Origin of the sequence: Pseudomonas sp. PSE14, assembly GCF_029203285.1 — a bacterium.
Lineage (GTDB): Bacteria > Pseudomonadota > Gammaproteobacteria > Pseudomonadales > Pseudomonadaceae > Pseudomonas.
In genome coordinates, this window is record NZ_CP115669.1 from 5,319,221 (window position 1) to 5,341,744 (window position 22,524).

Below are 22,524 nucleotides of genomic sequence, written 5' to 3' on the forward strand. Positions count from 1 at the left end.
CGCCCCCTAGTGGGCTCCGGCAACGAGCGCCTTCACCAGCGGCAAGCTCCAGAACTCCCGACGCACGGCGCCGTCGGAGAAGCGCGTCTGCAGGCGTTGCTCCATCTGTTGCGCGCAGGCCTCGCGCTGGCCGCGGTCGAGCGCCGCCATATGTCCAAGGCCTTCGGCCAGGGCTTTCTCGTCGCGCAGCGGGAACAGGATGCCGACGCCTTCGACCACTTCGCTGGCGCCGCCACCTGCGCTCGCGATCACCGGCACGCCCGCAGCCATCGCCTCCAGCAGGACCATGCCGAACGGTTCATGGTCGGAGCTCAGGGCGAACACGTCGAACGCCTTGAAATAACGCTTGGCATCGGGAACCTGGCCGAGGAACAGCACGCGCTCGGCGATACCCAGTTCGCGAGCCAGATCCTTGAGGTCTTCTTCCAGGCGGCCCTTGCCGAGAATCGCCAGCAGGCTGTTGTGCGGCAGGCGCGGCAGTGCCTGGGCAAAGCCGCGCAGCAGGGTGGCCTGGTCCTTGTCCGGATGCAGGCGGCCGACGTTGCCGACCACCCAGGCGTTGTCCGCCAGCCCCAGGTGCTGACGCGCAGGATAGCGGTCGACCTGCTGCACCTGCAGCGCATCGACGTCGACCCGGTTGTAGAGGGTCTCGATGCGCTCCTGCGGCCAGGCAGGCAGGCAGGCGCGGATTTCGTCGCGCACCGCGTTCGAGACGCCCAGCAGACTCAGGCGCTCGGCGAAGATGCGCGCGAACAGCTTGCGCCCCAGGCGCTGAAAATCACCGAAGCCGTGGTGCACGCCGATGATCGGCAGCCGGGTGCCGAGCATGGCGATCCAGGTCGGTTTGAAGCGGTGCGCAATGCAGAAGCGGAAGTCCCGGGAGCGGGCGATTTCGCGTAGATCGCGGATCGCCTTGAGCTTCAACCCGCGGATGTCCCGCGAGCTGTAGTCGAGGAACAGCACCTCGTCGCTGGCGCAGCCGGAGGCCACTTCCGGGTCGGGCGCGCCGGTGAGGAACACCGTGGTGACCCGGTAGCCGGTGCCGGCGAACAGGCTGGCATATTGACGGGCGCAATCCAGGAAGGGCCCGTCATAGCCGTGGCAGAACTGCAGGACGCGCGGTTCAGCCGAGCGAGTCATAGGCCGCCGCGCCATCCTTGACCACCAGGATGTCCTGCATGATCAGGTATTGCAGGTCCGACCCGTAGAACATGTTCAGCGCGTCGGTGGGCGAGCAGATCATCGGCTCGCCACGGCGGTTCAGCGAGGTGTTGAGCGCCACGCCGTTTCCGGTGAGTTTCTCCAGCTCCTTCATCATGTCGTAGTAGCGCGGGTTGAACTCGCGCTTGAGGACCTGGGCGCGGGAGGTGCCGTCCTCATGGACGACTTCCGGCACGCGGGTCTTCCACTCTTCGTTGACTTCGAAGGTGAAGGTCATGAACGGCGCCGGGTGGTCGATCTTGAACATCTGCGGGCCGACGGTATCCAGCATCGACGGGCAGAAGGGCCTCCAGCGCTCGCGGAACTTGATCTGCGCGTTGATGCGGTCGGCGACGCCGGGAACGCTCGGGCAACCGATGATCGAGCGGCCACCGAGGGCGCGCGGGCCGAACTCCATGCGGCCCTGGAACCAGGCCACCGGGTTGCCATCCACCAGTACCTTGGCGATCAGCTCGGGCACGTTGTCGATCTTGCGCCATACCGGCTTGGCCTCGTGGCGGGCGCAGGCGGCGATGACGTCTTCGTTGCTGTATTCCGGGCCGAGGTAGACGTGCTCCATCTTCTCGACCGGCACGCCGCGCTCCCAGGACACGTACGCGGCGGCGCCAACGGCGGTGCCGGCGTCGCTGGCCGCGGGCTGCACGTACAGCTCCTTGACCTCGGGACGGGCGATGATCTTCTGGTTGAGCTTGACGTTCAGCGCGCAGCCGCCGGCGAAGGCGATCTTGCCGGTCTCGCGGATGATGTCGCCCAGGTAGTAATCCATCATTTCCAGCGCCAGCTTCTCGAACAGTGCCTGGATGCTGGCGGCGTAGTGGATGTACGGATCGTCGGCGATATCGCCTTCACGCTTCGGGCCGAGCCACTCGATCAGCTTGGGCGAGAAGTAGTAGCCCTTGCCCTTTTCCTTGTAGCGACGGAAGCCGATGACGTTGGCGTAGTCGGTGTTGATGATCAGCTCGCCGTTCTCGAACTTGGCCAGGCGGGAGAAATCGTACTTGCTGGCGTCGCCGTAGGGCGCCATGCCCATGACCTTGAACTCGCCGTCGAGCATGTCGAAGCCGAGGTATTCGGTCAGCGCGCCGTACAGGCCGCCCAGGGAGTCCGGATCGTAGAACTCCTTGATCTTGTGGATCTTGCCGTTCTCGCCGTAGCCGAAGAAGGTGGTGGCGTACTCGCCCTTGCCGTCGATCCCGAGGATCGCGGTCTTCTCCTTGAAGCCCGAGCAGTGGTAGGCGCTGGAGGCGTGGGCCAGGTGGTGTTCGACCGGCTGGATCTTGGTTTTCTTCAGGTCGAAGCCCAGCTGCTGCAGGCACCACTGGATACGCTTGTAGTAGCGGTGGTAGCGGCGGTTGCCGAGCAGGATGGCGTCCAGCGCGCGGTCGGGCGCGTAGGCGTAGCGCTTGGCGTAGTGCCAGCGGGCCTTGTCGAAGATGCTGATGGGGGCGAAGGGAATGGCCACCACGTCAACGTCCGACGGCTTGATCCCGGCCTGCTCCAGGCAGAACTTGGCCGACTCGTAGGGCATACGGTTCTTCGCGTGCTTGTCGCGGACGAAGCGCTCTTCTTCGACGGCCGCGACCAGCTTGCCGTCGATGTACAGGGCGGCGGAAGGGTCATGGCTTACGGCGCCGGACAGGCCGAGGATGGTCAATGCCACAGGGTCTAGCCTCTTTCATCTGGGCGGGTGCCGGGCACCCGCGGTAAACGTTCGTCGAGCAGCTGGTGCAGTGCGCTGCCCTCTGGCCAGTTGCGCAGGAAGCGCGCACGGTCACGGGCATAGGCGCGGGCGAAGCTCGCTTCTCGCGAGTGGCGCTGCATGGCATCGAGGTCGATCAAGGACCATTGCCCACCTTCGCCCTGCTCCTGCCAGAACAGGTTGTGCCCCTTCAGGTCGCCATGGCTGATGCGCTCACGCACCAGCGCCGCGAACAGTCTGTCCAGGGCCGCAAGCTCTGTTTCCGGCGGCAGGCCGCCCCCCTCCGGTTGGTCCAGGTAGGGTTTGAAACGGTCGATTATATCCTGACCCGCCAGGTAATCGGTAATCAGGAAGGCCGGGCCACGCAGCCAGAACCAACGACGTTCGAGCACCGCCAGCGGGCGCGGGGTGGCGATGCCGAGGAAGTCCAGGCGGTTGCCCTCGCGCCAGGAGCCCCAGGCGCGACTCGGGCGCCAGAAGCGCTTGAACCAGTGCAGCAGGTTCTTGATGTTGTAACGCTTGATGACCAGCGGGCGGCCATCGAGCTCGACCTTGGCGACGGTCGCCGCGCCGCCGGTCTTGTAGATGTGCCCCTTGGCGATGAAAGCATCCGGATCGGCCAGCAGCGGCTGCAGGCCTGGCTCTTCCTCGCGACGCACCGCGCGCAGGCCGAACGGGCCCTTGAACACGCTGAACAGGCTGCAGTCGCGGGCGATCTTCTTCATCAGGTCGCCCACGCGCCAGCGGCGCACCTTGGCGATTTCCTTCTGCAGGGCTTCCAGCGGCAGCGCGTGCTCGCCGTTGGCCAGCAGATAGTGGATCAGCAGTTCTTCGAGGTACGGATCGAGGCTGGCCGGTAATTGGGCAAAGAACACGCCGAGGTTTTCCAACACCTGCTTGCGCGACAAGGGCTGGCCGGGCGTTTCAGTACGGATGCCAGCACCATCGATCAGGTACAGCCTGCCGCCATGGCGCAGCAGATTGTCCAGGTGCAGGTCCTCCTGCCACAGGCCCTTGGCATGCATCTGAGCGATAGCGGTCAGGGCTTCGGCAATGATCGCGGCCTGTTCATCGGACAGAACCGACTGGCCTTCCACCGCGCGCCAGGCATCCCAGAGGCTCTGGGCGTTATCCAGGAATTCGAAGAGCAGCCAGCCGCCCTCGCCGTCCTTGAGGCCGTCGGCCAGCAGAGTCGGCGTGGTCAGGCCCTGCTCGGCGAGCAGGCGCACGCCTTCGCGCTCACGCTGGAAGTGCCGCGCGGCCTTGCCGCCGACCAGCAACTTGGCCAGCACCGGGCGGCCGCGCCAATTGGCCGCGCCAACATAGCGCTGTCCAGGCAGAGTGCGAAGCAGGCTATCCAGGCGCAGCTCGGCGGCGCCGGCGCCATCCTCCAGCTCGACGCGCAGCGGCAGCGCGGGGGTGCGGCCGGCGTCGCGCAGGGCAGACAACCTCATGCGCGGCCTTCCTTCTTCTTGCGGCGAGCGCCCAGGCGGCGGTACCAGTCGTCGACCTCGCGGCCGCTGGCCGAGGTGCCGAGATAGGCCGCCAGCAGGTTGCGCACGTCAGTCTCGTTCCAGTCCGGCGCGCGGCGCAGCAGCGGTTCGAGATCGCGCACGCGGTCGCGCTGGCCGAACCACAGCGGACGGGTCTTCTCCAGGTCGATCAGGGTCGCTTCATAGGCGTCGTCCGTCTCGCGCAGGAAAATGTGCTTGGGGTAGAAGCAGCCATGCATCTGCCCGGCCTCGTGCAGGCGGCGGGCAAGCATGCCGCAGGCGTGCAGGATGGCCTGGCGCCGCTCGGCGGAGAGGTTCGACCAGCCCTGCAGCAGGCTGTCCAGGTCGCGCCAGCCATCCAGGGCACGGGTCATCAGGATTGCCCGGCGTTCGCCGCCGACCTGCCGCGCGCCAAAGAAGGCCGCCTGCATCGAGGGGATGCCAAGCTGGTGGTAGCGCTGGATATTGCGGAACTCGCGGCTGAAGGTCGGCTCGCCCATGGGCTTGCGGACGCTGCGGGTCAGGTGATTGCTCTGGCGCTTGAGATAGTAGGCGGTGCCGTCCAGCTCCAGGCGATAGACACTGCTCCAGCCACCACGCTCGGTGTTGGGTTCGTCCACGGCTTCCAGCTCAAGGTTCCACAGGGCATCGAAATCGGCCAGGGCGTTGCGCTCGAGCAGCGCCTGATCGTCGCTGGCAATGAAATCCTTCACTCGCGTCCCTCGAAGAAATGGACGATCTGCCGGACACGCTTCTTGTCCGACACGTTCAATCGTTCGCGACGCCGGTACAGCAGGTAGAACTGCAGGCGCTGCGTGTAGGAAAGATGGTGCTTGGCGACCTTGTCGAGGGTCGCCAGGTCCTTGGTGATGCGGTAGCGCAGCATGAAGCTGACCCAGTAGCCGCCGATAGGGCAATCGATGAAATACACCTTGCCGGTTTCATCCACCAGGATGTTTCGCCACTTCAGGTCGTTATGGGTGAAGTGGTGGTCATGCATGATCCGCGTGTAGCTCGCCAACTGCCTGCTGACGTGCTCGACCCAGGCGCGATCCTTCAAGCGCGGGTCGTTGCGCTTGGCCAGGGCGTGGAGGTCCTCGGTGCCGACCAGCTCGCGGGTGATGATCGCGCCACGGGCGAAGGCGCCGTCCACGCGCTCAAGACCATGGGCCACCACCTGCGCCGTGGGGATGCCCCACTTGGCGAACTGCTTGAGGTTCTGCCACTCGGCCTTGACCCGGGGGCGCGGCAGATAGCGGCGAAAGCCCTTGCCCGGCTTGCGGTAGCGCTTGACGTAGTAGCGCACACCCGCGCGCTCCACGCGGATGACATCGGACATCGCATCCTTGGTGATGCGATCGCCGTCGAGGGCGAACACGGCATCCAGGCTGCCGAAGTCGGCGGCCAGGTGCTGGTAGTCGGCTTCGAGTGCCCAGCCGGCCATCAGAGCAGGTCTCCATAACGTTGCTTGCGGTCGTACAGCTTGGCCGCCTTGCGCTCCATCCACGCCAGCAGCGCGGCCTCGTCGCGCAGGATGTCACGCAGCGTCTTACCGAAGTAATCGCGCAGGAAGCGCAGTTTGTCGCGGCGCGTCAGGCCGATGTCCAGCGCGGAGAAGTACAGCGCGGCCAGGTCCTTGTTGCGCCAGCGGCGCGGTGTGGAATCACGGGTCTGGGCGCGGTGCAGGTCGATCACCGACAGGCGCAGGTCATCAGCACTGATAGGGCGATCGGTGTGCAGCAGGAAATGGCAGATGTAGCAGTCGCGGTGGTTCACCCCGGCGCGGTGCATGGTGCCGACCATCTTCGCCACTTCGGCGATCAGCGCGCGTTTGAGGCGCGGCTCCGGCGGCTGCTGCCGCCAGTCCAGCGACAGGACCTCCAGGTCGGTGGTCGGCGCCAGCTCCTCGGTGATGATGAAGGAATGCTGGGCGGCCGGGTTGCCGCCGCGCTCGCCATAGGCCACCGAGGTCATGGTCGCAACGCCGGCCTGGTGCAGGCGCTCCAGGGCGCGCTGTTCCTGGCCCGCGCCGAGCACCGGCAGCTTCACGCTGAACAGGTTCTTGACGATCTCGCCCCAGCCGATGCCACGATGAATCTTCACGAAGTAGCCGCGCCCGTCGACTTCGGTGCGCAGCGTACGGCGCCCTTCCAGCTCGCGGTAGACCTTGCCCTGCAGGCGCTCGACCTCAGTGAAGGGGTCCTTGCCGACCCAGAGGGTCTTGAACGGCTCGTGCAGTTCGAGCTTCATGCGCGCTCCCGCAGGATCAGGTCGGCGGCATGCTGCGGCATGCTGTAGAGATCGGCGGTGTCGGCGAAGCCCAGGCCATTGCGCGACCATTCGGCACGCGCGGCATCGTCCTCCAGCATGTCCTTGAGCATGGCGTTGAAAGCGTCCTGCTCGAAGGGCGACGGCACTACCCGGCCGGCCTTGGCTTCGTCGATGTAGTGGGCGTAGCCGCAGACATCGGTGACCAGCACCGGCAGCCCCGCCACCACCGCTTCCAGCAGCACGGTGCCGGTGTTTTCGTTGTACGCCGGGTGGATCAGCAGGTCGGCGCCCAGCAGGAAGCGCGGGATGTCGCTGCGCCCCTTGAGGATCTGCACGTTGTCCGACAGCCCCAGCGCCTTCACCTGCAGGAGGAAGGGCTTGGGGTCGTCCTGGCCGATGGCGATCAGCCGGGTGCGCTTGCGCAGCGAACGCGGCAACGCGGCCAGCGCCTTCAGGCTGCGATCCAGGCCCTTGGTCTTGAAGCCGGAGCCGATCTGCACCAGCAGCAGGTCGTCATCGGCCAGCTTGAACTCGCGACGGAACTCGGCGCGGATATCGGCGGCGTTGGCCGGCGCGCGGCGATCCTGGGCGATGCCCGGCGGCAGCAGATGGAAACGCGCTTCCGGGGTGCGGTAGTGCTTGATGAACAGCGGCTGCTGGACTTCGGAAATCATCAGGATCTCGGTCTTGGACTCGGGCGCGAACACCGCGCGCTCGTAGTCGGCGAAGTGCTTGTAGCGGCCCCAGCGACGGTAGATCGGATTGCGCAGCGTCTGCGCCTTGTCCTCGAAACAGCCGTCGGCGGCGTAGTAGAGGTCCAGACCCGGCATCTTGTTGAAGCCGATCACCCGATCCACCGGCGAGCGCGCGAGATCGGCGGCCAGCCAGGCGCTGAACTTCTCGTTGCGGCGATGGTTGAACAGCGCCTTCACCGGCGCCACGCGCACATCGAAACCGGGCGGAATCTCGCCCTCCCAGATCGGCGTGTAGACGCGAATGGCGTGGCCGCGTTTCTGGCACTCCAGGGCGATGCGCATGAAGTCGCGCTGCAGCCCGCCGAACGGGAAGTATTTATAGAGGACGAAAGCCAGGGTCATCGAAGCGTCTCCGGGGCCAGCAGCAGAGCCTCCAACTGCGTCGCCACACGCTGCGGATTGAGGCGCGTGAAGCACAGGGGCTGTTCATGCCGCAGGTCGAATTGGCGCTTGTCTTCGGCCGTCGGCTGGTAGGTGCAGGTCTTCTGCAAACAGGGCGCGCAAGACCAGTCGCTGGCCAGGTGCACCTGCGAACGCCCGTAGGCGCCGGTCAAGCCCGGATTGGTCGGGCCGAACAGCGAGAGCGTCGGCACGTCCAGCGCGGCTGCCAGGTGTCCGAGCCCGGTGTCGACCGCCACGCAGGCGGAAGCGCCGGCCAGTACCTTGGCCATGCCTGCGAGGCTTAATTTGGGGAGCACCGAGGCATTTTCCAAGCCCTGGGCCAGTCGCTCGGCGCGCTGGCGCTCGGCGTCGTTGCCCCAGGGCAGGCGCACCGACCAGCCGCGCTCGCCCATGCGCTCGGCCAGCTCGCGCCAGTAGGCCTCGGGCCAGTGCTTGGTGACCCAGGTGGTGCCGTGCAGGAAGACCAGGTAAGGCTCGGTTTCCACCGAGTCCAGCAGGCGGCTGCGGTCCAGACCGTAGTCGCCGGTGCCGCTGGGCAGCGGGTAGTCCAGCGCCTGGGCGAACAACTGGCGCACGCGCTCGACGGCGTGCTGGCCCCAGGCGACCGGGTAGGTGCGGCGATAGAAGCGGCTGGCAGCCGGCTCACGGGCGGACTCGCGGTTCAGCCCGGCGACAGGGGTGCGGCGGCGCACGTAGCGGGTCAGCCACGCGCTCTTGAGCAGGCCCTGGGCATCGATCACCAGGTCGTAGTCGACTTCCTTCAGGCGCCGCTTGAAACGGCTCCATTCGCCGCTCTTGAGCGTCTGCCAGAGGTTCTTGCGCCAGCGGCGGATCGCCACCGGGATAACCTGGGCCACCGCCGGATGCCAGGCGGGAATCTCGGCGAAGCCTTCCTCGACCACCCAGTCGAACTGGATGCCGGGAATGGCGCGGGCGGCATCGGTGAGCGCCGGCAGGGTATGGATGACGTCGCCCAGGGACGACGTCTTGATCAACAGCACCCTCATTCCGCGCTTTCCACGTCCACCGGGTCGGCGACCAGACGGTCCAGCGCTTCAAGCACTGGACTGGGCTTGAGTTCGCGCAGGCAGTTGTAGTGGCCGAAGCGGCACACGCGGTCGAAGCAGGGGCTGCAGTCCAGGCCGAGGCGGACGATTTCCACATGTTCGGCCAGGGGCGGGGTGAACTGCGGCGAGGTGGAGCCGTAGACCGCAACCAGCGGGCGGTTCAGCGCGGCAGCCACGTGCATCAGGCCGGAATCGTTGGTGACCACGGCGCCGGCGCAGGACATCAGGTCGATGGCCTCGGCCAGGGCGGTCTCGCCGGCCAGGTTCACCGACTCCTCCCGCAGGCCGGGAATCAGCCGCGAGCGGATGTCCTCGCCACCGGGATGGTCATTCTTCGAGCCGAATATCCACACCTGCCAGCCGGCGCGGATCTTGGCCTCGGCCACCTTGGCGTAGTACTCGGCCGGCCAGCGCTTGGCCTCGCCGAACTCGGCGCCCGGGCACAGCGCCAGCACCGGGCGGTCCAGGCTCAGGCCGAACTTGGCCAGGGCGGCATCGCGACTCTGCGCCTCGATGGACAGGCGGGGCTGTGGATAAGGTTGCGACAGCTCGGCGCCGGACTCATAGGCCAGGGCCATGAAGCGCTCGATCATCAGCGGGTAGCGCTCCTTGTCGAGCGTGCGGATGTCGTTGAGCAGGCCGTAGCGCATCTCGCCCTTCCAGCCGGTACGCTTGGGGATGCCGGCGAAGTACGGCACCAGCGCCGACTTCAGCGAGTTCGGCAGCAGGATGGCCTGGTCGTATTGCCCCTTGAGGGACTTGCCGATGCGCCGGCGCGCGGCGATGTCCAGCACGCCGTGGCCGAGCGGGAAGCTAAGGGCCTGGCGCACTTCAGGCATGCGCTCGAGGATCGGCCGGCTCCAGTCGGGCGCCAGCACGTCGATCACACAGTCGGGATGGCGCTGCTTCAGGCAGTGGAACAACGTCTGCGCCATCACCATGTCGCCCACCCAGGAGGGGCCTACGATCAGAATTCTCATGCGTTTTCCGAAAAACGACCGGGGAGGCTCTCGCCTCCCCGTACTCCATTCATCCAGCCGTTCGGCGCGGGCCGTTACGGTCGGGTGCCGGGCATCGAATGCCGGCAGTCTAGCCCAGCCGGCGCGCCGGCCGGGCGGATTTCGTCACTCCCTGTGACATGGCGCAATCGCATCATGCGCCCTGTTCCTGAACATTCATTACCCCCAACCCAGCCCTCCTCACAGCGAATGCGCGCTGACAGCGCAAGCCGCTGCGGCGATCGTCATCCCGCCGCAGGCTGGGTATTTCGTGGGAAATCCGCAGCGATTCAGGTCAGCTCGAAGGCCTTCCACATCGACATCACCATGCGCCGCTCCGCATGGAAGTGGTCACCGCTCACGACGCCCGGCTGCTTCTGCAGGGACAGTCGATGGGCCGCCGCACGATACGCCCGGTAGGCGTCCTGCAGGCGAAGGACATCTTCACCGGACATCAGGCCAACCCGCTCCAGGCCATCCAGAATGCGGATGTTGTCGGTGAACTCCAGCAGCTCCGGGTGCTGCCACGACCAGGCCAGGGCCGCGTATTGCACCATAAATTCGATATCGACGATACCACCGGCGTCCTGCTTGAGATCGAACGACGACGCGGCCTCGAAGGCATTTTTCGCGGTGCCGGCGGCCGTGCCAGGGGTGCCCAGGTTGTCGCGCATCTTCGCGCGCATCTCGCTGACTTCCTTGCGCAGCTCCGCCAGGTCGCGTTGCTGGCCCAGCACTTTCGCGCGGATCGCCTCGAAGGCGCCGGCCACCCGCTTGCAGCCGGCCAGCACGCGGGCGCGCACCAACGCCTGGTGCTCCCAGGTCCAGGCTTCGCCCATCTGGTAGGCCTCGAAGGCGCGCAACGAACTGACCAGCAGGCCCGAAGCGCCACTGGGGCGCAAGCGCATATCCACCTCATAAAGCGTACCGGACGGCGTCTGCGCGGTAAGGAAGTGGATGATCTTCTGCCCCAGGCGCGTATAGAACTGCGCGCCATCGATGGACTTCTCGCCGTCAGTCTCGCTCTGCGGGTCGCCGTCGTGGATGAACACCAGGTCCAGGTCCGAGCCGTGGCCCAGCTCCAACCCGCCCGATTTGCCGTAACCAATGATGATGAAGTCCGGATCGCAGGGCGTGCCGTCGACGCGGGTCGGGCGTCCGTGGCGCTGCACCAGTTGATCCCAGGCCAGCGCCAGCACCTGTTCGAGGATCGCCTCGGCCAGCCAGGTCAGGTAGTCGCTGACCTTCATCAGCGGCAGGGTGCCGGCAATTTCCGAGGCCACCACACGCAGGGCATGGGCCAGCTTGAAGTGACGCAGGGTTTCCATCTGCTGCTCGAGGTCATCCTCGGGGATGCGCATCAGCCGCTCGCGCAGCTCGGCGCCCAGTTCGGCGGCCTGCGGCGGACGGAACAGGCGCCCTTCGTTCAACAGCTCGTCGAGCAGGATGGGAAACTTGGCGATCTGCTCGGCCACCATAGGGCTGGCCGCGCAGAGGGTCAGCAGGCGCTCCAGGGCGCCTGGGTTCTCGGTCAGCAGCACCAGATAGGCCGAACGTCGGGCCACCGCCTCGATCAGGGGCAGCGTACGCTCCAGCAGCACGTCCGCCGGACCGCGCTCGGCGATCATGTTCAGCAGGCGCGGCATGAAGGCATCCAGCCGCTCCCGACCCAGGCGCTGCATGGCGCGCACCTGCGCACCGTGGCGCAGGTCGGTCAGACGCTTCCAGGCCGCCGCCGGCTGGGCGAACCCGGCATCGGCGAACTGCCGGCAGGCGGACTCCTCGTCCACCGCCTCTTCCCAGATCGGAATCCACTCGCCGCCGATGGTGGTGTCGACCTTGCCGTCCTCGTCTTCGTCGGGGTCGGCGATGACCTGGTGGAAGTGCCAGTCGATGCGCTCGCGCCAGTGATTGATGGCGTCGTGGAACGCCGACCAGTTGGCGTAACCCATGATGAAAGCCACGCGGATGCGTTCCAGCTCGTCCTCCGGCAGCATCTGCGTCTGCCGATCAGCGATGGCCTGCAGGGCGTGCTCGGCGTAGCGCAGGAATTCGTAGCCCTCGCGCAGCTCGGCGACTACCTGCGGCGGCAGGTAGCCCTGGCCTTCGAGGATCGCCAGCACGCGCAGCAACGGCCGCTGCTGCAGGCTGAGGTCGCGGCCACCGTGGATCAGCTGGAAGGCCTGGGCGATGAACTCCACCTCGCGGATGCCGCCGGCGCCGAGTTTGATGTTCTCGCTCATGCCCTTGCGCCGGACCTCCTGCTGGATCAGCTGCTTCATGGTGCGCAGCGCTTCGATGGCGGAGAAGTCCAGGTAACGGCGGTAAACGAAGGGACGCAGCATTTCCAGCAGGCGCTGGCCGGCATCCTGGTCGCCGCCGACCACCCGCGCCTTGATCATCGCGTAGCGTTCCCAGTCGCGGCCCTGGTCCTGGTAGTACTGCTCCAGCGCAGCGAAGCTGTACACCAGCGGGCCGCTGGAGCCGTATGGCCGCAGGCGCATGTCGACGCGGAAGGCGAAACCGTCGACGGTGATGGCGTCCAGCGCCTTGATCAGCTTCTGCCCCAGGCGGGTGAAGAACTCCTGGTTATCCAGTGCGCGCTTGGCGCCCTGGGTTTCGCCGCCTTCGGGGTAGCCGAAGATCAGGTCGATGTCCGAAGACAGGTTCAGCTCGCCCGCCCCCAGCTTGCCCATGCCCAGCACGATCAGGTGCTGCGGCAGCCCGGAACGATTGCCGATGGGCGTACCGAACTGCTGGCAATGGCGGGCGTACAGCCATTGGTAAGCCTGGTCGATGCAGGCGTCGGCGAGGTCGGACAGATCGCGGCAGGTGCCGGCCAGGTCGCAGCGACGGGTCAGGTCGCGCCAGATGATGCGCACCTGCTGGCGCCGGCGGAAACGGCGCAGACGGCGGCCCAGCTCGTCCTCATCGGCGCATTCGTGCAACAGCGCTTCCAGTTGCGCACGCATCTCGCCCGGCTGCAGGCCGCGCTCCAGCTCACCGGTCGCGGCCAGCTCCAATAGAAAGGCAGGATCGCGCTGGACCTGTTCGGCGACGAAGTCGCTGCCGGCGGTCACGCGGGCGAAATCGGCATGCCGCTCGTCGGACCAGCCGTCGAAACTGGCGATCTGCTCGGGAGAAAGCTGGGAAACGGCGGTGCGGAAATTCTGTTCCGCCCGTTCGGCGAGGGGCTTCAGGGTGGCCGGCACAGCGGCCAGGGACGGCAGGCTCATGTTCTATCCTGAGGGGTCGGCGAGGCGCCGGCATTCCTGTCTTTTCGCGCCCCTGTAGTTTTACTACTAACTTTTTCTGGCAGAGGGATGTATCTGTCAGCGATTTGTAGTAAAACTACAACCCGCCGGGCGCACCCCCGGTGTACTTCCAAGAATTCGCCGCGTCGCCCACGAGGCCGGCGCAGCTATCGGCAACGATCTACTGGCTTCCGATTCTGGAAGCCTTTCCGCCCTGGAGCAAGCCATGCAAGACCTTGATCCCGTCGAAACCCAGGAATGGCTGGACGCCCTGGAATCGGTCCTGGACCGTGAAGGTGAGGAACGCGCCCATTACCTGATGACCCGCATGGGCGAACTGGCTACCCGTACCGGTACCCAACTGCCCTACGCCATCACCACGCCGTACCGCAACACCATTCCGGTCACCCACGAAGCCCGCATGCCCGGCGACCTGTTCATGGAACGCCGCATCCGCTCGCTGGTACGCTGGAACGCCCTGGCGATGGTGATGAAGGCCAACAAGAACGACCCGGATCTGGGCGGCCACATCTCCTCCTTCGCTTCGTCCGCGACCCTGTACGACGTTGGCTTCAACTACTTCTTCCAGGCCCCGACCGACGAACACGGCGGCGACCTGGTGTTCTTCCAGGGCCACGCCTCCCCCGGCGTCTATGCCCGCGCCTTCCTCGAAGGCCGCATCAGCGAAGACCAGCTGAACAACTTCCGTCAGGAAGTGGACGGCAACGGCCTGTCCTCCTACCCGCACCCCTGGCTGATGCCGGACTTCTGGCAGTTCCCGACCGTCTCCATGGGTCTGGGCCCGATCCAGGCGATCTACCAGGCGCGCTTCATGAAGTACCTGGAAAGCCGTGGCTTCATCCCCGCCGGCAAGCAGAAGGTCTGGTGCTTCATGGGCGACGGCGAGTGCGACGAGCCCGAATCCCTGGGCGCGATCTCCCTGGCCGGCCGCGAAAAGCTGGACAACCTGATCTTCGTCATCAACTGCAACCTGCAGCGCCTCGACGGCCCGGTTCGCGGCAACGGCAAGATCATCCAGGAACTCGAAGGCGTGTTCCGTGGCGCCGAGTGGAACGTCAACAAGGTGGTCTGGGGTCGCTTCTGGGACCCGCTGTTCGCCAAGGACGAAGCCGGCCTGCTGCAGCAGCGCATGGACGAGGTCATCGACGGCGAATACCAGAACTACAAGGCCAAGGACGGCGCCTACGTGCGTGAGCACTTCTTCGGTGCGCGTCCGGAGCTGCTGGAGATGGTCAAGGACCTCTCCGACGAAGAGATCTGGAAACTCAACCGTGGCGGCCACGACCCCTACAAGGTCTATGCAGCCTACCACCAGGCGGTCAACCACAAGGGCCAGCCGACCGTCATCCTGGCCAAGACCATCAAGGGCTACGGTACCGGTTCGGGCGAAGCGAAGAACATCGCGCACAACGTCAAGAAAGTCGACGTCGAGTCCCTGAAGTCGTTCCGCGACAAGTTCGACATCCCGATCAAGGATGCCGACCTGGAAAACCTGCCGTTCTACCGCCCCGAAGAAGGCAGCGCCGAAGCCAAGTACCTGGCTTCCCGCCGTGCCGCGCTGGGTGGCGTGATGCCGGTTCGCCGCGAGAAGAGCTTCCAGGTCCCGGTTCCCCCGCTGGAAACCCTCAAGGCCATCCTCGACGGCTCGGGCGACCGCGAAATCTCCACCACCATGGCCTTCGTGCGGATCATCTCGCAACTGGTCAAGGACAAGGAACTCGGCCCGCGCATCGTCCCGATCGTGCCGGACGAAGCCCGTACCTTCGGTATGGAAGGCATGTTCCGCCAGCTGGGCATCTACTCCTCCGTCGGCCAGCTGTACGAGCCGGTGGACAAGGACCAGGTGATGTTCTACCGCGAGGACAAGAAAGGTCAGATCCTCGAGGAAGGCATCAACGAAGCCGGCGCCATGTCCAGCTGGATCGCCGCGGGTACCTCGTACTCCACGCACAACCAGCCGATGCTGCCGTTCTACATCTTCTATTCGATGTTCGGCTTCCAGCGTATCGGCGACCTGGCCTGGGCCGCTGGCGACAGCCGCGCGCACGGTTTCCTGATCGGCGGCACCGCCGGCCGTACCACCCTGAACGGTGAAGGCCTGCAGCACGAAGACGGTCACAGCCACCTGCTGGCGGCGACCATCCCGAACTGCCGCACCTACGATCCGACCTACGCCTACGAGCTGGCGGTGATCATCCGCGAAGGCTCGCGCCAGATGATCGAAGAGCAGCAGGACATCTTCTATTACATCACCGTGATGAACGAGAACTACGTTCAGCCGGCCATGCCCAAGGGCGCCGAAGAAGGCATCATCAAGGGTATGTACCTCCTCGACGAGGACAAGAAGGACGCCGCGCACCACGTGCAACTGCTGGGTTCGGGCACCATCCTGCGTGAAGTCGAGGAAGCCGCGAAGATCCTGCGCAACGACTTCGGCATCGGCGCCGACGTCTGGTCGGTACCGAGCTTCAACGAACTGCGCCGTGATGGCCTGGCCGTTGAGCGCTGGAACCGCCTGCACCCGGGTCAGAAGCCCAAGCAGAGCTACGTCGAAGAGTGCCTGGGCGGCCGCAAGGGCCCGGTCATCGCCTCCACCGACTACATGAAGCTCTACGCCGAGCAGATCCGTCAGTGGGTTCCGAGCAAGGAGTACAAGGTGCTGGGCACCGACGGCTTCGGCCGCAGCGACAGCCGCCGCAAGCTGCGCGACTTCTTCGAAGTGGACCGTCACTGGGTTGTTCTGGCCGCGCTGGAAGCCCTGGCCGATCGTGGCGATATCGAACCCAAGGTCGTGGCGGAAGCCATCGCCAAGTTCGGTATCAACCCCGAAAAACGTAACCCGCTGGACTGCTGAGGAGAGGCACGATGAGCGAACTGATTCGTGTACCCGACATCGGCAATGGTCAGGGTGAAGTCATCGAACTGCTGGTCAAGGTCGGCGACACCGTCGAGGCCGACCAGAGCCTGCTGACCCTGGAGTCGGACAAGGCCAGCATGGAAATCCCCTCGCCCAAGGCCGGCGTGGTGAAGAGCCTGAAGGTCAAGGTGGGCGACACCCTGAAGGAAGGCGACGAGATCCTCGAGCTGGAAGTCGAAGGTGGTTCGGCCGCCGCCGAAGCGCCCAAGGCCGAAGCTCCGGCTCCGGTTGCCGAGGCACCGAAGGCAGAGGCTCCGGCCGCTGCCCCGGCGCCGGCTGCCGCGCCCGCCGCCGGCGCCAGCGTCCAGGACATCCACGTCCCGGACATCGGTTCCGCCGGCAAGGCCAACGTCATCGAAGTCATGGTGAAAGCCGGCGACACGGTCGAGGCCGACCAGTCGCTGATCACCCTGGAATCGGACAAGGCCAGCATGGAAATCCCCTCGCCGGCTGCCGGCGTGGTGGAAAGCGTGTCGATCAAGATCGGTGACGAAGTCGGCACCGGCGACCTGATCCTCAAGCTCAAGGTCGCAGGCGCCGCAGCTCCGGCGGCGGCGGCTGCTCCGGCGGCTGCCCCGGCTCCGGCCGCTGCTGCCCCCGCTGCCGCTCCGGCACCGGCTGCCGCCGCGCCTGCCAAGGCTGCGGAAGTCGCTCCGGTGGGCGCGCCCAGCCGTGACGGCGCCAAGGTCCACGCCGGCCCCGCCGTGCGCATGGTTGCCCGCGAGTTCGGCGTCGAGCTGTCCGAAGTGAAAGGCACCGGTCCGAAAGGCCGCATCCTCAAGGAAGACGTGCAGGCGTTCGTCAAGGAACAACTGCAACGCGCCAAATCCGGCGCGCCGGCTGGCGCTACCGGTGGCGCGGGCATTCCGCCGATCCCGGAAGTCGACTTCAGCAAGTTCGGCGAAGTGGAAGAAGTGGCGATGACCCGCCTGATGCAGGTCGGCGCCGCCAACCTGCATCGCAGCTGGCTGAACGTGCCGCACGTGACCCAGTTCGACTCGGCGGACATCACCGAGATGGAAGCCTTCCGCGTGGCCCAGAAAGCCGTCGCGGAGAAGGCTGGCGTCAAGCTGACCGTGCTGCCGATCCTGCTGAAAGCCTGTGCCCACCTGCTCAAGGAAATGCCGGACTTCAACAGCTCGCTGGCCCCCAGCGGCAAGGCGCTGATCCGCAAGAAGTACGTGCACATCGGCTTCGCCGTGGACACGCCGGATGGCCTGCTGGTCCCGGTGATCAAGAACGTCGACCAGAAGAGCCTCCTGCAGCTCGCCGCCGAAGCCGCCGAACTGGCCGAGAAAGCGCGCACCAAGAAGCTCTCCGCCGACGCCATGCAGGGCGCCTGCTTCACCATCTCCAGCCTCGGCCACATTGGCGGCACCGGCTTCACGCCGATCGTCAACGCGCCGGAAGTGGCGATCCTGGGCGTCAGCAAGGCGACCATGCAGCCGGTATGGGACGGCAAGGCCTTCCAGCCGCGCCTGATGCTGCCGCTGTCGCTGTCCTACGATCACCGCGTGATCAACGGGGCGGCCGCCGCGCGCTACACCAAGCGCCTGTCCGACCTGCTGGGCGATATCCGCACCCTGCTGCTGTAAGTGCTGCTCTTGTAAGTGTTGCAAGAGGCCGGCCTCGTGCCGGCCTTTCCTCTCGACGAGCACGCCACGCTCGTTCTCTCCAGCCCTGCCGGATGGCGGGGCTTCTTTTTGTCCGCACGACTCCGATCGACGCTGCCCCGCATCCGCCTCAACTTCGCTGCGTGACGGCCGATACAGTCCTGGCTTGTCAGCGCCCCACGCCTCATGCAAATCTTGCCAACGCCCATAGAATTCGGCCGAGGCAATGCACCTCGCCCGTACCTGGAAATCACACCGCGCATGAAGAGTCATCCCGATGCCGCCAGCCGTTCGGTGGCCGAGGTTGTCACGCAACTCCCGGTCCCCTCGCGGCTCGGGCTGTTGCGCTTCGAGCGCCTGAACGAATCCAGCTGGACCCTGCTGTTCCTCGACCCGGGCTGCGAACGCCAGATCGGCGTACCCGCCCAGGACCTCTGCGGCATCCTCGATGCCCCCTACGCCAGCCTGATGGAGCCCGAGGCGCGGCATCGCCTGCACGAGCAGGTCCAGCAGCAACTGCTGCAGGACGGTCGCTACCAGGTGCGCTACTGCCTGCACTCGCCGCGCGGCCCGCTGAACATCCTGGAGGTCGGCGAGGCCTTCCAGCAGCACGGCCGGCAACTGCTGCACGGCTTCCTGTTGCAGGACGAGGGCGACGCCCAGACCGCCGCGCCGGACCCACGACTGCAGGAACTGGAAGCCCAGAACCTGCGCCTGAAGATGTCCCTGGAGATGTACCAGCGTTCCCAGGACGAACACCTGCAGCACCTGGTGCGCTCGCGCACCCAGCAGAACCTGATCGTGCGCCTGGCGCGGCACCGCTACCTGTCCAGCGACCCGCTGCTGGAAGCCGCGCAGCTGATCGCCCAGGCCGCCTGCGAAGTCTATGACGTGGCCCGCGCCGGCATCTGGCGTCTGCATCCGGACAATCGTCTGGAAGCGGTCACCGTCTACCGCCGCGACATCGACCAGTACGAGAAGCCGCAGGACATCGACGCCAGCAGCTTCCCCCACTACCTCGACGCGGTGCACAGCGGCCGCGCCATCGACGCCCACAATGCCATCCAGGACCCGCGCACCCAGGAATTGGCCAAGCGCTACCTGCGCCCCCAGGGCGTCAACGCCATGCTCGACGCCACCATCCGCATCGGCGGCGAAGTGGTCGGGGTGCTGTGCCTGGAGCACGTCGGCGAAGTGCGCATGTGGCAGAGCGACGAGATCGCCTTCGCCGGCGAACTGGCCGACCAGTATGCCCAGGTGCTGATGAACCACGAACGGCGCAACGTCTCCAGCGCCCTGCACCTGTTCCAGCGCGCCGTCGAGCAGAGCGCCAGCGCCTTCCTGCTGATCGACCGCGACGGGCTGGTGGAATACGTCAACCCCAGCTTCACCGCCATCACCCAGTACGGCGCCGATGAAGTGCGCGGCCGCCACCTGCCGGAACTGCCCGCCCTGGCCAACCTCAGCGAGCTGCTGTTCGATGCGCGCTCCACCCTGGTCACCCAGAACAGCTGGCAAGGCGAATTCCGCAGCCGGCGCAAGAACCTCGAGCCCTACTGGGGCCAACTGTCGCTGTCGAAGGTCCACGACGACCGGGGCAAGCTGACCCACTACATCGGCATCTACGAAGACATCACCCAGAGCAAGCTGGCCCAGCAGCACATCGAGAAGCTCGCCTACCGCGACAACCTCACCGGGCTGGCCAACCGGCACTTCTTCATCAGCGCCCTGGAAGAGCGCCTGCAGGCCGGCAGCCGGCACTCGCTGGGCCTGCTGCTGGTGGACATCGACAATTTCAAGCGGATCAACGACAGCCTCGGCCACCAGACCGGTGACAAGCTGCTGGCCAACCTGGCCCGGCGCCTGCGCAGCAGCCTGAGCGACAACACCACCCTGGCGCGTTTCGCCAGCAACGAATTCGCCGTGCTGCTGGAAGAATCGGTGGCCGGCCGTGGCGAGCAGATCGCCGAACAGATCCTCGACGTGCTCGACAAGCCGCTGTTCGTCGACAACCAGCTGATCAGCATCACCGGCTCCGTCGGTATCGCCTACGCGCCACAGCATGGCCACGACCCGCAGACCCTGATGAAGCACGCCGGCCTTGCGCTGCACAAGGCCAAGGCCAACGGCAAGCACCAGGTGCAGACCTTCACCGAAGCGATGACCGCCGAGGCCAGCTACAAGCTGTTCGTCGAAAGCAACCTGCGCCGCGCGCTGGTGCAGGACGAACTGGCGGTGCACTACCAACCCAAGCTGTGCCTGCGCAGCGGGCAGCTGCTGGGCCTGGAAGCGCTGCTGCGCTGGCAGCACCCGGAAAAGGGCATGATCCGCCCGGACCAGTTCATCAGCGTGGCCGAGGAAACCGGCCTGATCATCCCCATCGGCAAATGGGTGATCCGCCAGGCCTGCCGACAGGTGCGCGAACTGGCCGCCAAGGGCCTGGGCGAGCTGCACATCGCCATCAACCTGTCACCCAAGCAGTTCAGCGACCCCGACCTGGTCGGCTCCATCGCCGCGATCCTCCACGAGGAAGGCATCCCCGCCGGCCAGATGGAACTGGAACTCACCGAAAGCCTGCTGCTGGACGCCACCGATGACACCCGCCAGCAACTGGAGAGCCTGAAGGACCTCGGCCTGACCCTGGCCATGGACGACTTCGGCACCGGCTACTCGTCGCTGAGCTACCTGAAGAAATTCCCCATCGACGTGATCAAGATCGATCGCAGCTTCATCAAGGACATTCCCGACAACCAGGACGACATGGAGATCACCTCGGCGGTGATCGCCATGGCCCACAACCTCAAGCTGCAGGTGGTCGCCGAAGGCGTCGAGACCGCCGCCCAACTGGCCTTCCTGCGGCGCAACCGCTGCGACATCGGCCAGGGTTACCTGTTCGACCGGCCGATTCCCGGCGTCGATCTCTCCTCCAGCCTGCAACGCTATCCCTGCCGCCCGAATTGAGCCGCTCTGGCGCGGCGTGCCCGCAGCCATGCCCACGAATCCGCTCAAACATCCCGCAAAGCGAATCAAACGCTGTAATCTTCGGCGAGTACCCGAGTCTATTGCCGCCCCCATTCAGAGGAGACGAATGCCATGACCCTGCGCTCGCAAATACTTGCCCACAAGCTGGAACTGCCCAGCTCCGCCCAAGCCCTGCCGGGCCGGGAAAGCCCGATGCCAGTGCCGGAAGCGCATTACGTCAATGGCCGTCCGCTTACTGCTCCCTTCCCCGCCGGCCTGCAGCAGATCGTGCTGGGCCTGGGCTGCTTCTGGGGCGCCGAGCGGCGTTTCTGGCAGCAGCCGGGCGTGTGGGTGACGGCGGTGGGTTATGCCGGCGGCCTGACCCCGAACCCGACCTACGATGAAGTCTGCTCCGGCCTGACCGGCCACAGCGAAGTGGTGCTGGTGGTCTTCGACCCGCGAGAGACCAGCATCGAGGCGCTGCTCAAAGTGTTCTGGGAATCCCATGACCCGACCCAGGGCATGCGCCAGGGCAACGACACCGGCACCCAGTACCGTTCGGCGGTCTACTGGTTCGACCAGGCGCAGAAAGCTGCCATCGAAGCCAGCCGCGCGGCCTTCCAGAAAGAGCTGAGCGCCAAGGGCTACGGCGAGATCACCACGGAAATCCGCGAGGTACCGCCGTTCTACTACGCCGAGGCCTACCACCAGCAGTACCTGGCGAAGAACCCCAACGGCTATTGCGGCCTGGGCGGCACCGGCGTGTGCCTGCCGGCGTAACAAAAGCCCCTCACCCTATCCCTCTCCCGCAAGCGGGAGAGGGGACCGTTCGGCGCAGGAGGAAACGACTCAGTCAGCCGGCACGGACAGCTCCCTCTCCCTTAGGGAGAGGGCTGGGGTGAGGGGACACGCAGGCACAGCGTTTCAAGAGGAATAATGGTTGCTCCCACAAAAAAGCCCCGGCATTGCCGGGGCTTTTTTCATTCCGCAATCAGCCAGTCCAACTGCCAGCTACCTTCGCTCTGCGCCAGCGTATCCGCCAGCCACGGCAGCAGGCCGCGCAGCTCCTCGTCCAGCGGCCACGGCGGATTCGCGATGACCAGGCCGGAGCCGTTCAGGCGCTCGGCCGTGTCCGCCGGATGCACGCAAAGCTCCGCGCGCAGCAGCTTGGGCGCCGAGCTCTTCTCCAGGCGCTGGTAGAAGCGCTTGAGCTGGCGACGATCCTTGATCGGGTACCAGATGGCGACCACGGTCTGGCGCATGCGGCCGATGGCCTCGTCCAGCGCGGCCACGCAGCGTTCCAGATCGTCACCCTGCTCGAACGGCGGGTCGATCAGCAGCACGCCACGCTTCTCGGACACCGGCAGGAAGGCTCGCGGCAGCAGCCAGCCGTCGCCCTGGTGCACGGCGATGCGACGCTCGCCGCCCATGTTGGCCTTGAGCAGGCGGCCATCCTCGGGGTGCAGCTCGTTGAGCAGCACGCGGTCCTGCGGGCGGGTCAGACGGCGCGCCAGCTCCGGCGAACCGGGATAGAACTCCAGGCCGCCGTCGGGATTGAGGGCGCGCACCACCTCCAGGTAGTCCAGCACCAGCTCCGGCAGGTCATCACGCTCCCACAGGCGGCCGATGCCCGACTCCCACTCGCCGGTGCGGCTGGCTTCGTCGCCCAGCAGGTCGTACAGGCCGACGCCCGAGTGGCTGTCGAGGTAGGCGAAGGGCGTGTCCTTGCGCGCCATCAGCGCGAAGATGCGCGCCAGGGCGATGTGTTTGAACACGTCGGCGTGGTTGCCGGCGTGGTAGGCATGGCGGTAGTTCATGGATGGCAGACTCCTCAAGGCGCGCAGTGTAGCCG

The 22,524-nt window shown here is 66.0% G+C and carries 15 protein-coding genes; 4 read left to right on the forward strand and 11 right to left on the reverse strand.

What is annotated here, in order from left to right:
- Positions 1-6 precede the first annotated feature (6 nt).
- The 10 genes from O6P39_RS24425 to glnE form a co-directional block, all read right to left on the reverse strand.
- On the reverse strand, positions 7-1,140 hold the full coding sequence (locus tag O6P39_RS24425; RefSeq protein ID WP_275608955.1) for a glycosyltransferase: 1,134 nt from the start codon (positions 1,138-1,140) through the stop codon (positions 7-9).
- Complete coding sequence (locus O6P39_RS24430; RefSeq protein ID WP_017520455.1) at positions 1,124-2,881, reverse strand: carbamoyltransferase; 1,758 nt, start codon at positions 2,879-2,881, stop codon at positions 1,124-1,126. Before O6P39_RS24430 ends, O6P39_RS24425 begins: the two co-directional genes overlap by 17 nt.
- Before the next feature lie 5 nt (positions 2,882-2,886).
- The gene (locus O6P39_RS24435) at positions 2,887-4,374 is read right to left on the reverse strand and encodes a lipopolysaccharide kinase InaA family protein (RefSeq protein ID WP_275608956.1); all 1,488 of its coding nucleotides are present in this window, start codon (positions 4,372-4,374) and stop codon (positions 2,887-2,889) included.
- Positions 4,371-5,126 carry a lipopolysaccharide kinase InaA family protein gene (locus tag O6P39_RS24440; protein ID WP_275608957.1) on the reverse strand — a complete coding sequence of 252 codons (756 nt, stop codon included), beginning with the start codon at positions 5,124-5,126 and terminating at the stop codon, positions 4,371-4,373. Before O6P39_RS24440 ends, O6P39_RS24435 begins: the two co-directional genes overlap by 4 nt.
- Positions 5,123-5,857 (reverse strand): lipopolysaccharide kinase InaA family protein, encoded by a 735-nt coding sequence (locus O6P39_RS24445; protein ID WP_275608958.1) that lies wholly within the window; start codon positions 5,855-5,857, stop codon positions 5,123-5,125. Before O6P39_RS24445 ends, O6P39_RS24440 begins: the two co-directional genes overlap by 4 nt.
- Entirely contained in the window at positions 5,857-6,663 is an 807-nt protein-coding gene (gene rfaP / locus O6P39_RS24450) for a lipopolysaccharide core heptose(I) kinase RfaP (RefSeq protein ID WP_275608959.1), read from the reverse strand. Before rfaP ends, O6P39_RS24445 begins: the two co-directional genes overlap by 1 nt.
- Positions 6,660-7,781 carry a glycosyltransferase family 4 protein gene (locus tag O6P39_RS24455; protein WP_275608960.1) on the reverse strand — a complete coding sequence of 374 codons (1,122 nt, stop codon included), beginning with the start codon at positions 7,779-7,781 and terminating at the stop codon, positions 6,660-6,662. The genes rfaP and O6P39_RS24455 overlap by 4 nt, the downstream gene beginning before the upstream one ends.
- The gene (gene waaC / locus O6P39_RS24460; RefSeq protein WP_275608961.1) at positions 7,778-8,848 is read right to left on the reverse strand and encodes a lipopolysaccharide heptosyltransferase I; all 1,071 of its coding nucleotides are present in this window, start codon (positions 8,846-8,848) and stop codon (positions 7,778-7,780) included. The genes O6P39_RS24455 and waaC overlap by 4 nt, the downstream gene beginning before the upstream one ends.
- Complete coding sequence (gene waaF / locus O6P39_RS24465; RefSeq protein WP_275608962.1) at positions 8,845-9,888, reverse strand: lipopolysaccharide heptosyltransferase II; 1,044 nt, start codon at positions 9,886-9,888, stop codon at positions 8,845-8,847. The genes waaC and waaF overlap by 4 nt, the downstream gene beginning before the upstream one ends.
- A gap of 308 nt (positions 9,889-10,196) precedes the next feature.
- Entirely contained in the window at positions 10,197-13,142 is a 2,946-nt protein-coding gene (glnE, locus tag O6P39_RS24470; RefSeq protein WP_275608963.1) for a bifunctional [glutamate--ammonia ligase]-adenylyl-L-tyrosine phosphorylase/[glutamate--ammonia-ligase] adenylyltransferase, read from the reverse strand.
- Positions 13,143-13,386: 244 nt separating this feature from the next.
- Here glnE and aceE point away from each other — a divergent pair, with 244 nt between their 5' ends.
- From aceE to msrA, 4 genes are all read left to right on the forward strand, one after another.
- Positions 13,387-16,035 (forward strand): pyruvate dehydrogenase (acetyl-transferring), homodimeric type, encoded by a 2,649-nt coding sequence (gene aceE / locus O6P39_RS24475; RefSeq protein ID WP_275608964.1) that lies wholly within the window; start codon positions 13,387-13,389, stop codon positions 16,033-16,035.
- A gap of 11 nt (positions 16,036-16,046) precedes the next feature.
- A complete protein-coding gene (gene aceF / locus O6P39_RS24480) occupies positions 16,047-17,693 on the forward strand; it encodes a dihydrolipoyllysine-residue acetyltransferase (RefSeq protein WP_275608965.1) in 1,647 nt (548 codons plus the stop codon).
- 279 nt (positions 17,694-17,972) lie between these two features.
- Positions 17,973-20,672, forward strand: coding sequence for an EAL domain-containing protein (locus O6P39_RS24485; protein WP_275608966.1), 2,700 nt, complete (start codon positions 17,973-17,975; stop codon positions 20,670-20,672).
- 132 nt (positions 20,673-20,804) lie between these two features.
- The gene (gene msrA / locus O6P39_RS24490) at positions 20,805-21,452 is read left to right on the forward strand and encodes a peptide-methionine (S)-S-oxide reductase MsrA (RefSeq protein ID WP_275608967.1); all 648 of its coding nucleotides are present in this window, start codon (positions 20,805-20,807) and stop codon (positions 21,450-21,452) included.
- 200 nt (positions 21,453-21,652) lie between these two features.
- Here the strand turns inward: msrA and O6P39_RS24495 are convergent, their stop codons facing one another.
- The gene (locus O6P39_RS24495; protein WP_275608968.1) at positions 21,653-22,489 is read right to left on the reverse strand and encodes a 23S rRNA (adenine(2030)-N(6))-methyltransferase RlmJ; all 837 of its coding nucleotides are present in this window, start codon (positions 22,487-22,489) and stop codon (positions 21,653-21,655) included.
- Positions 22,490-22,524: the final 35 nt, after the last annotated feature.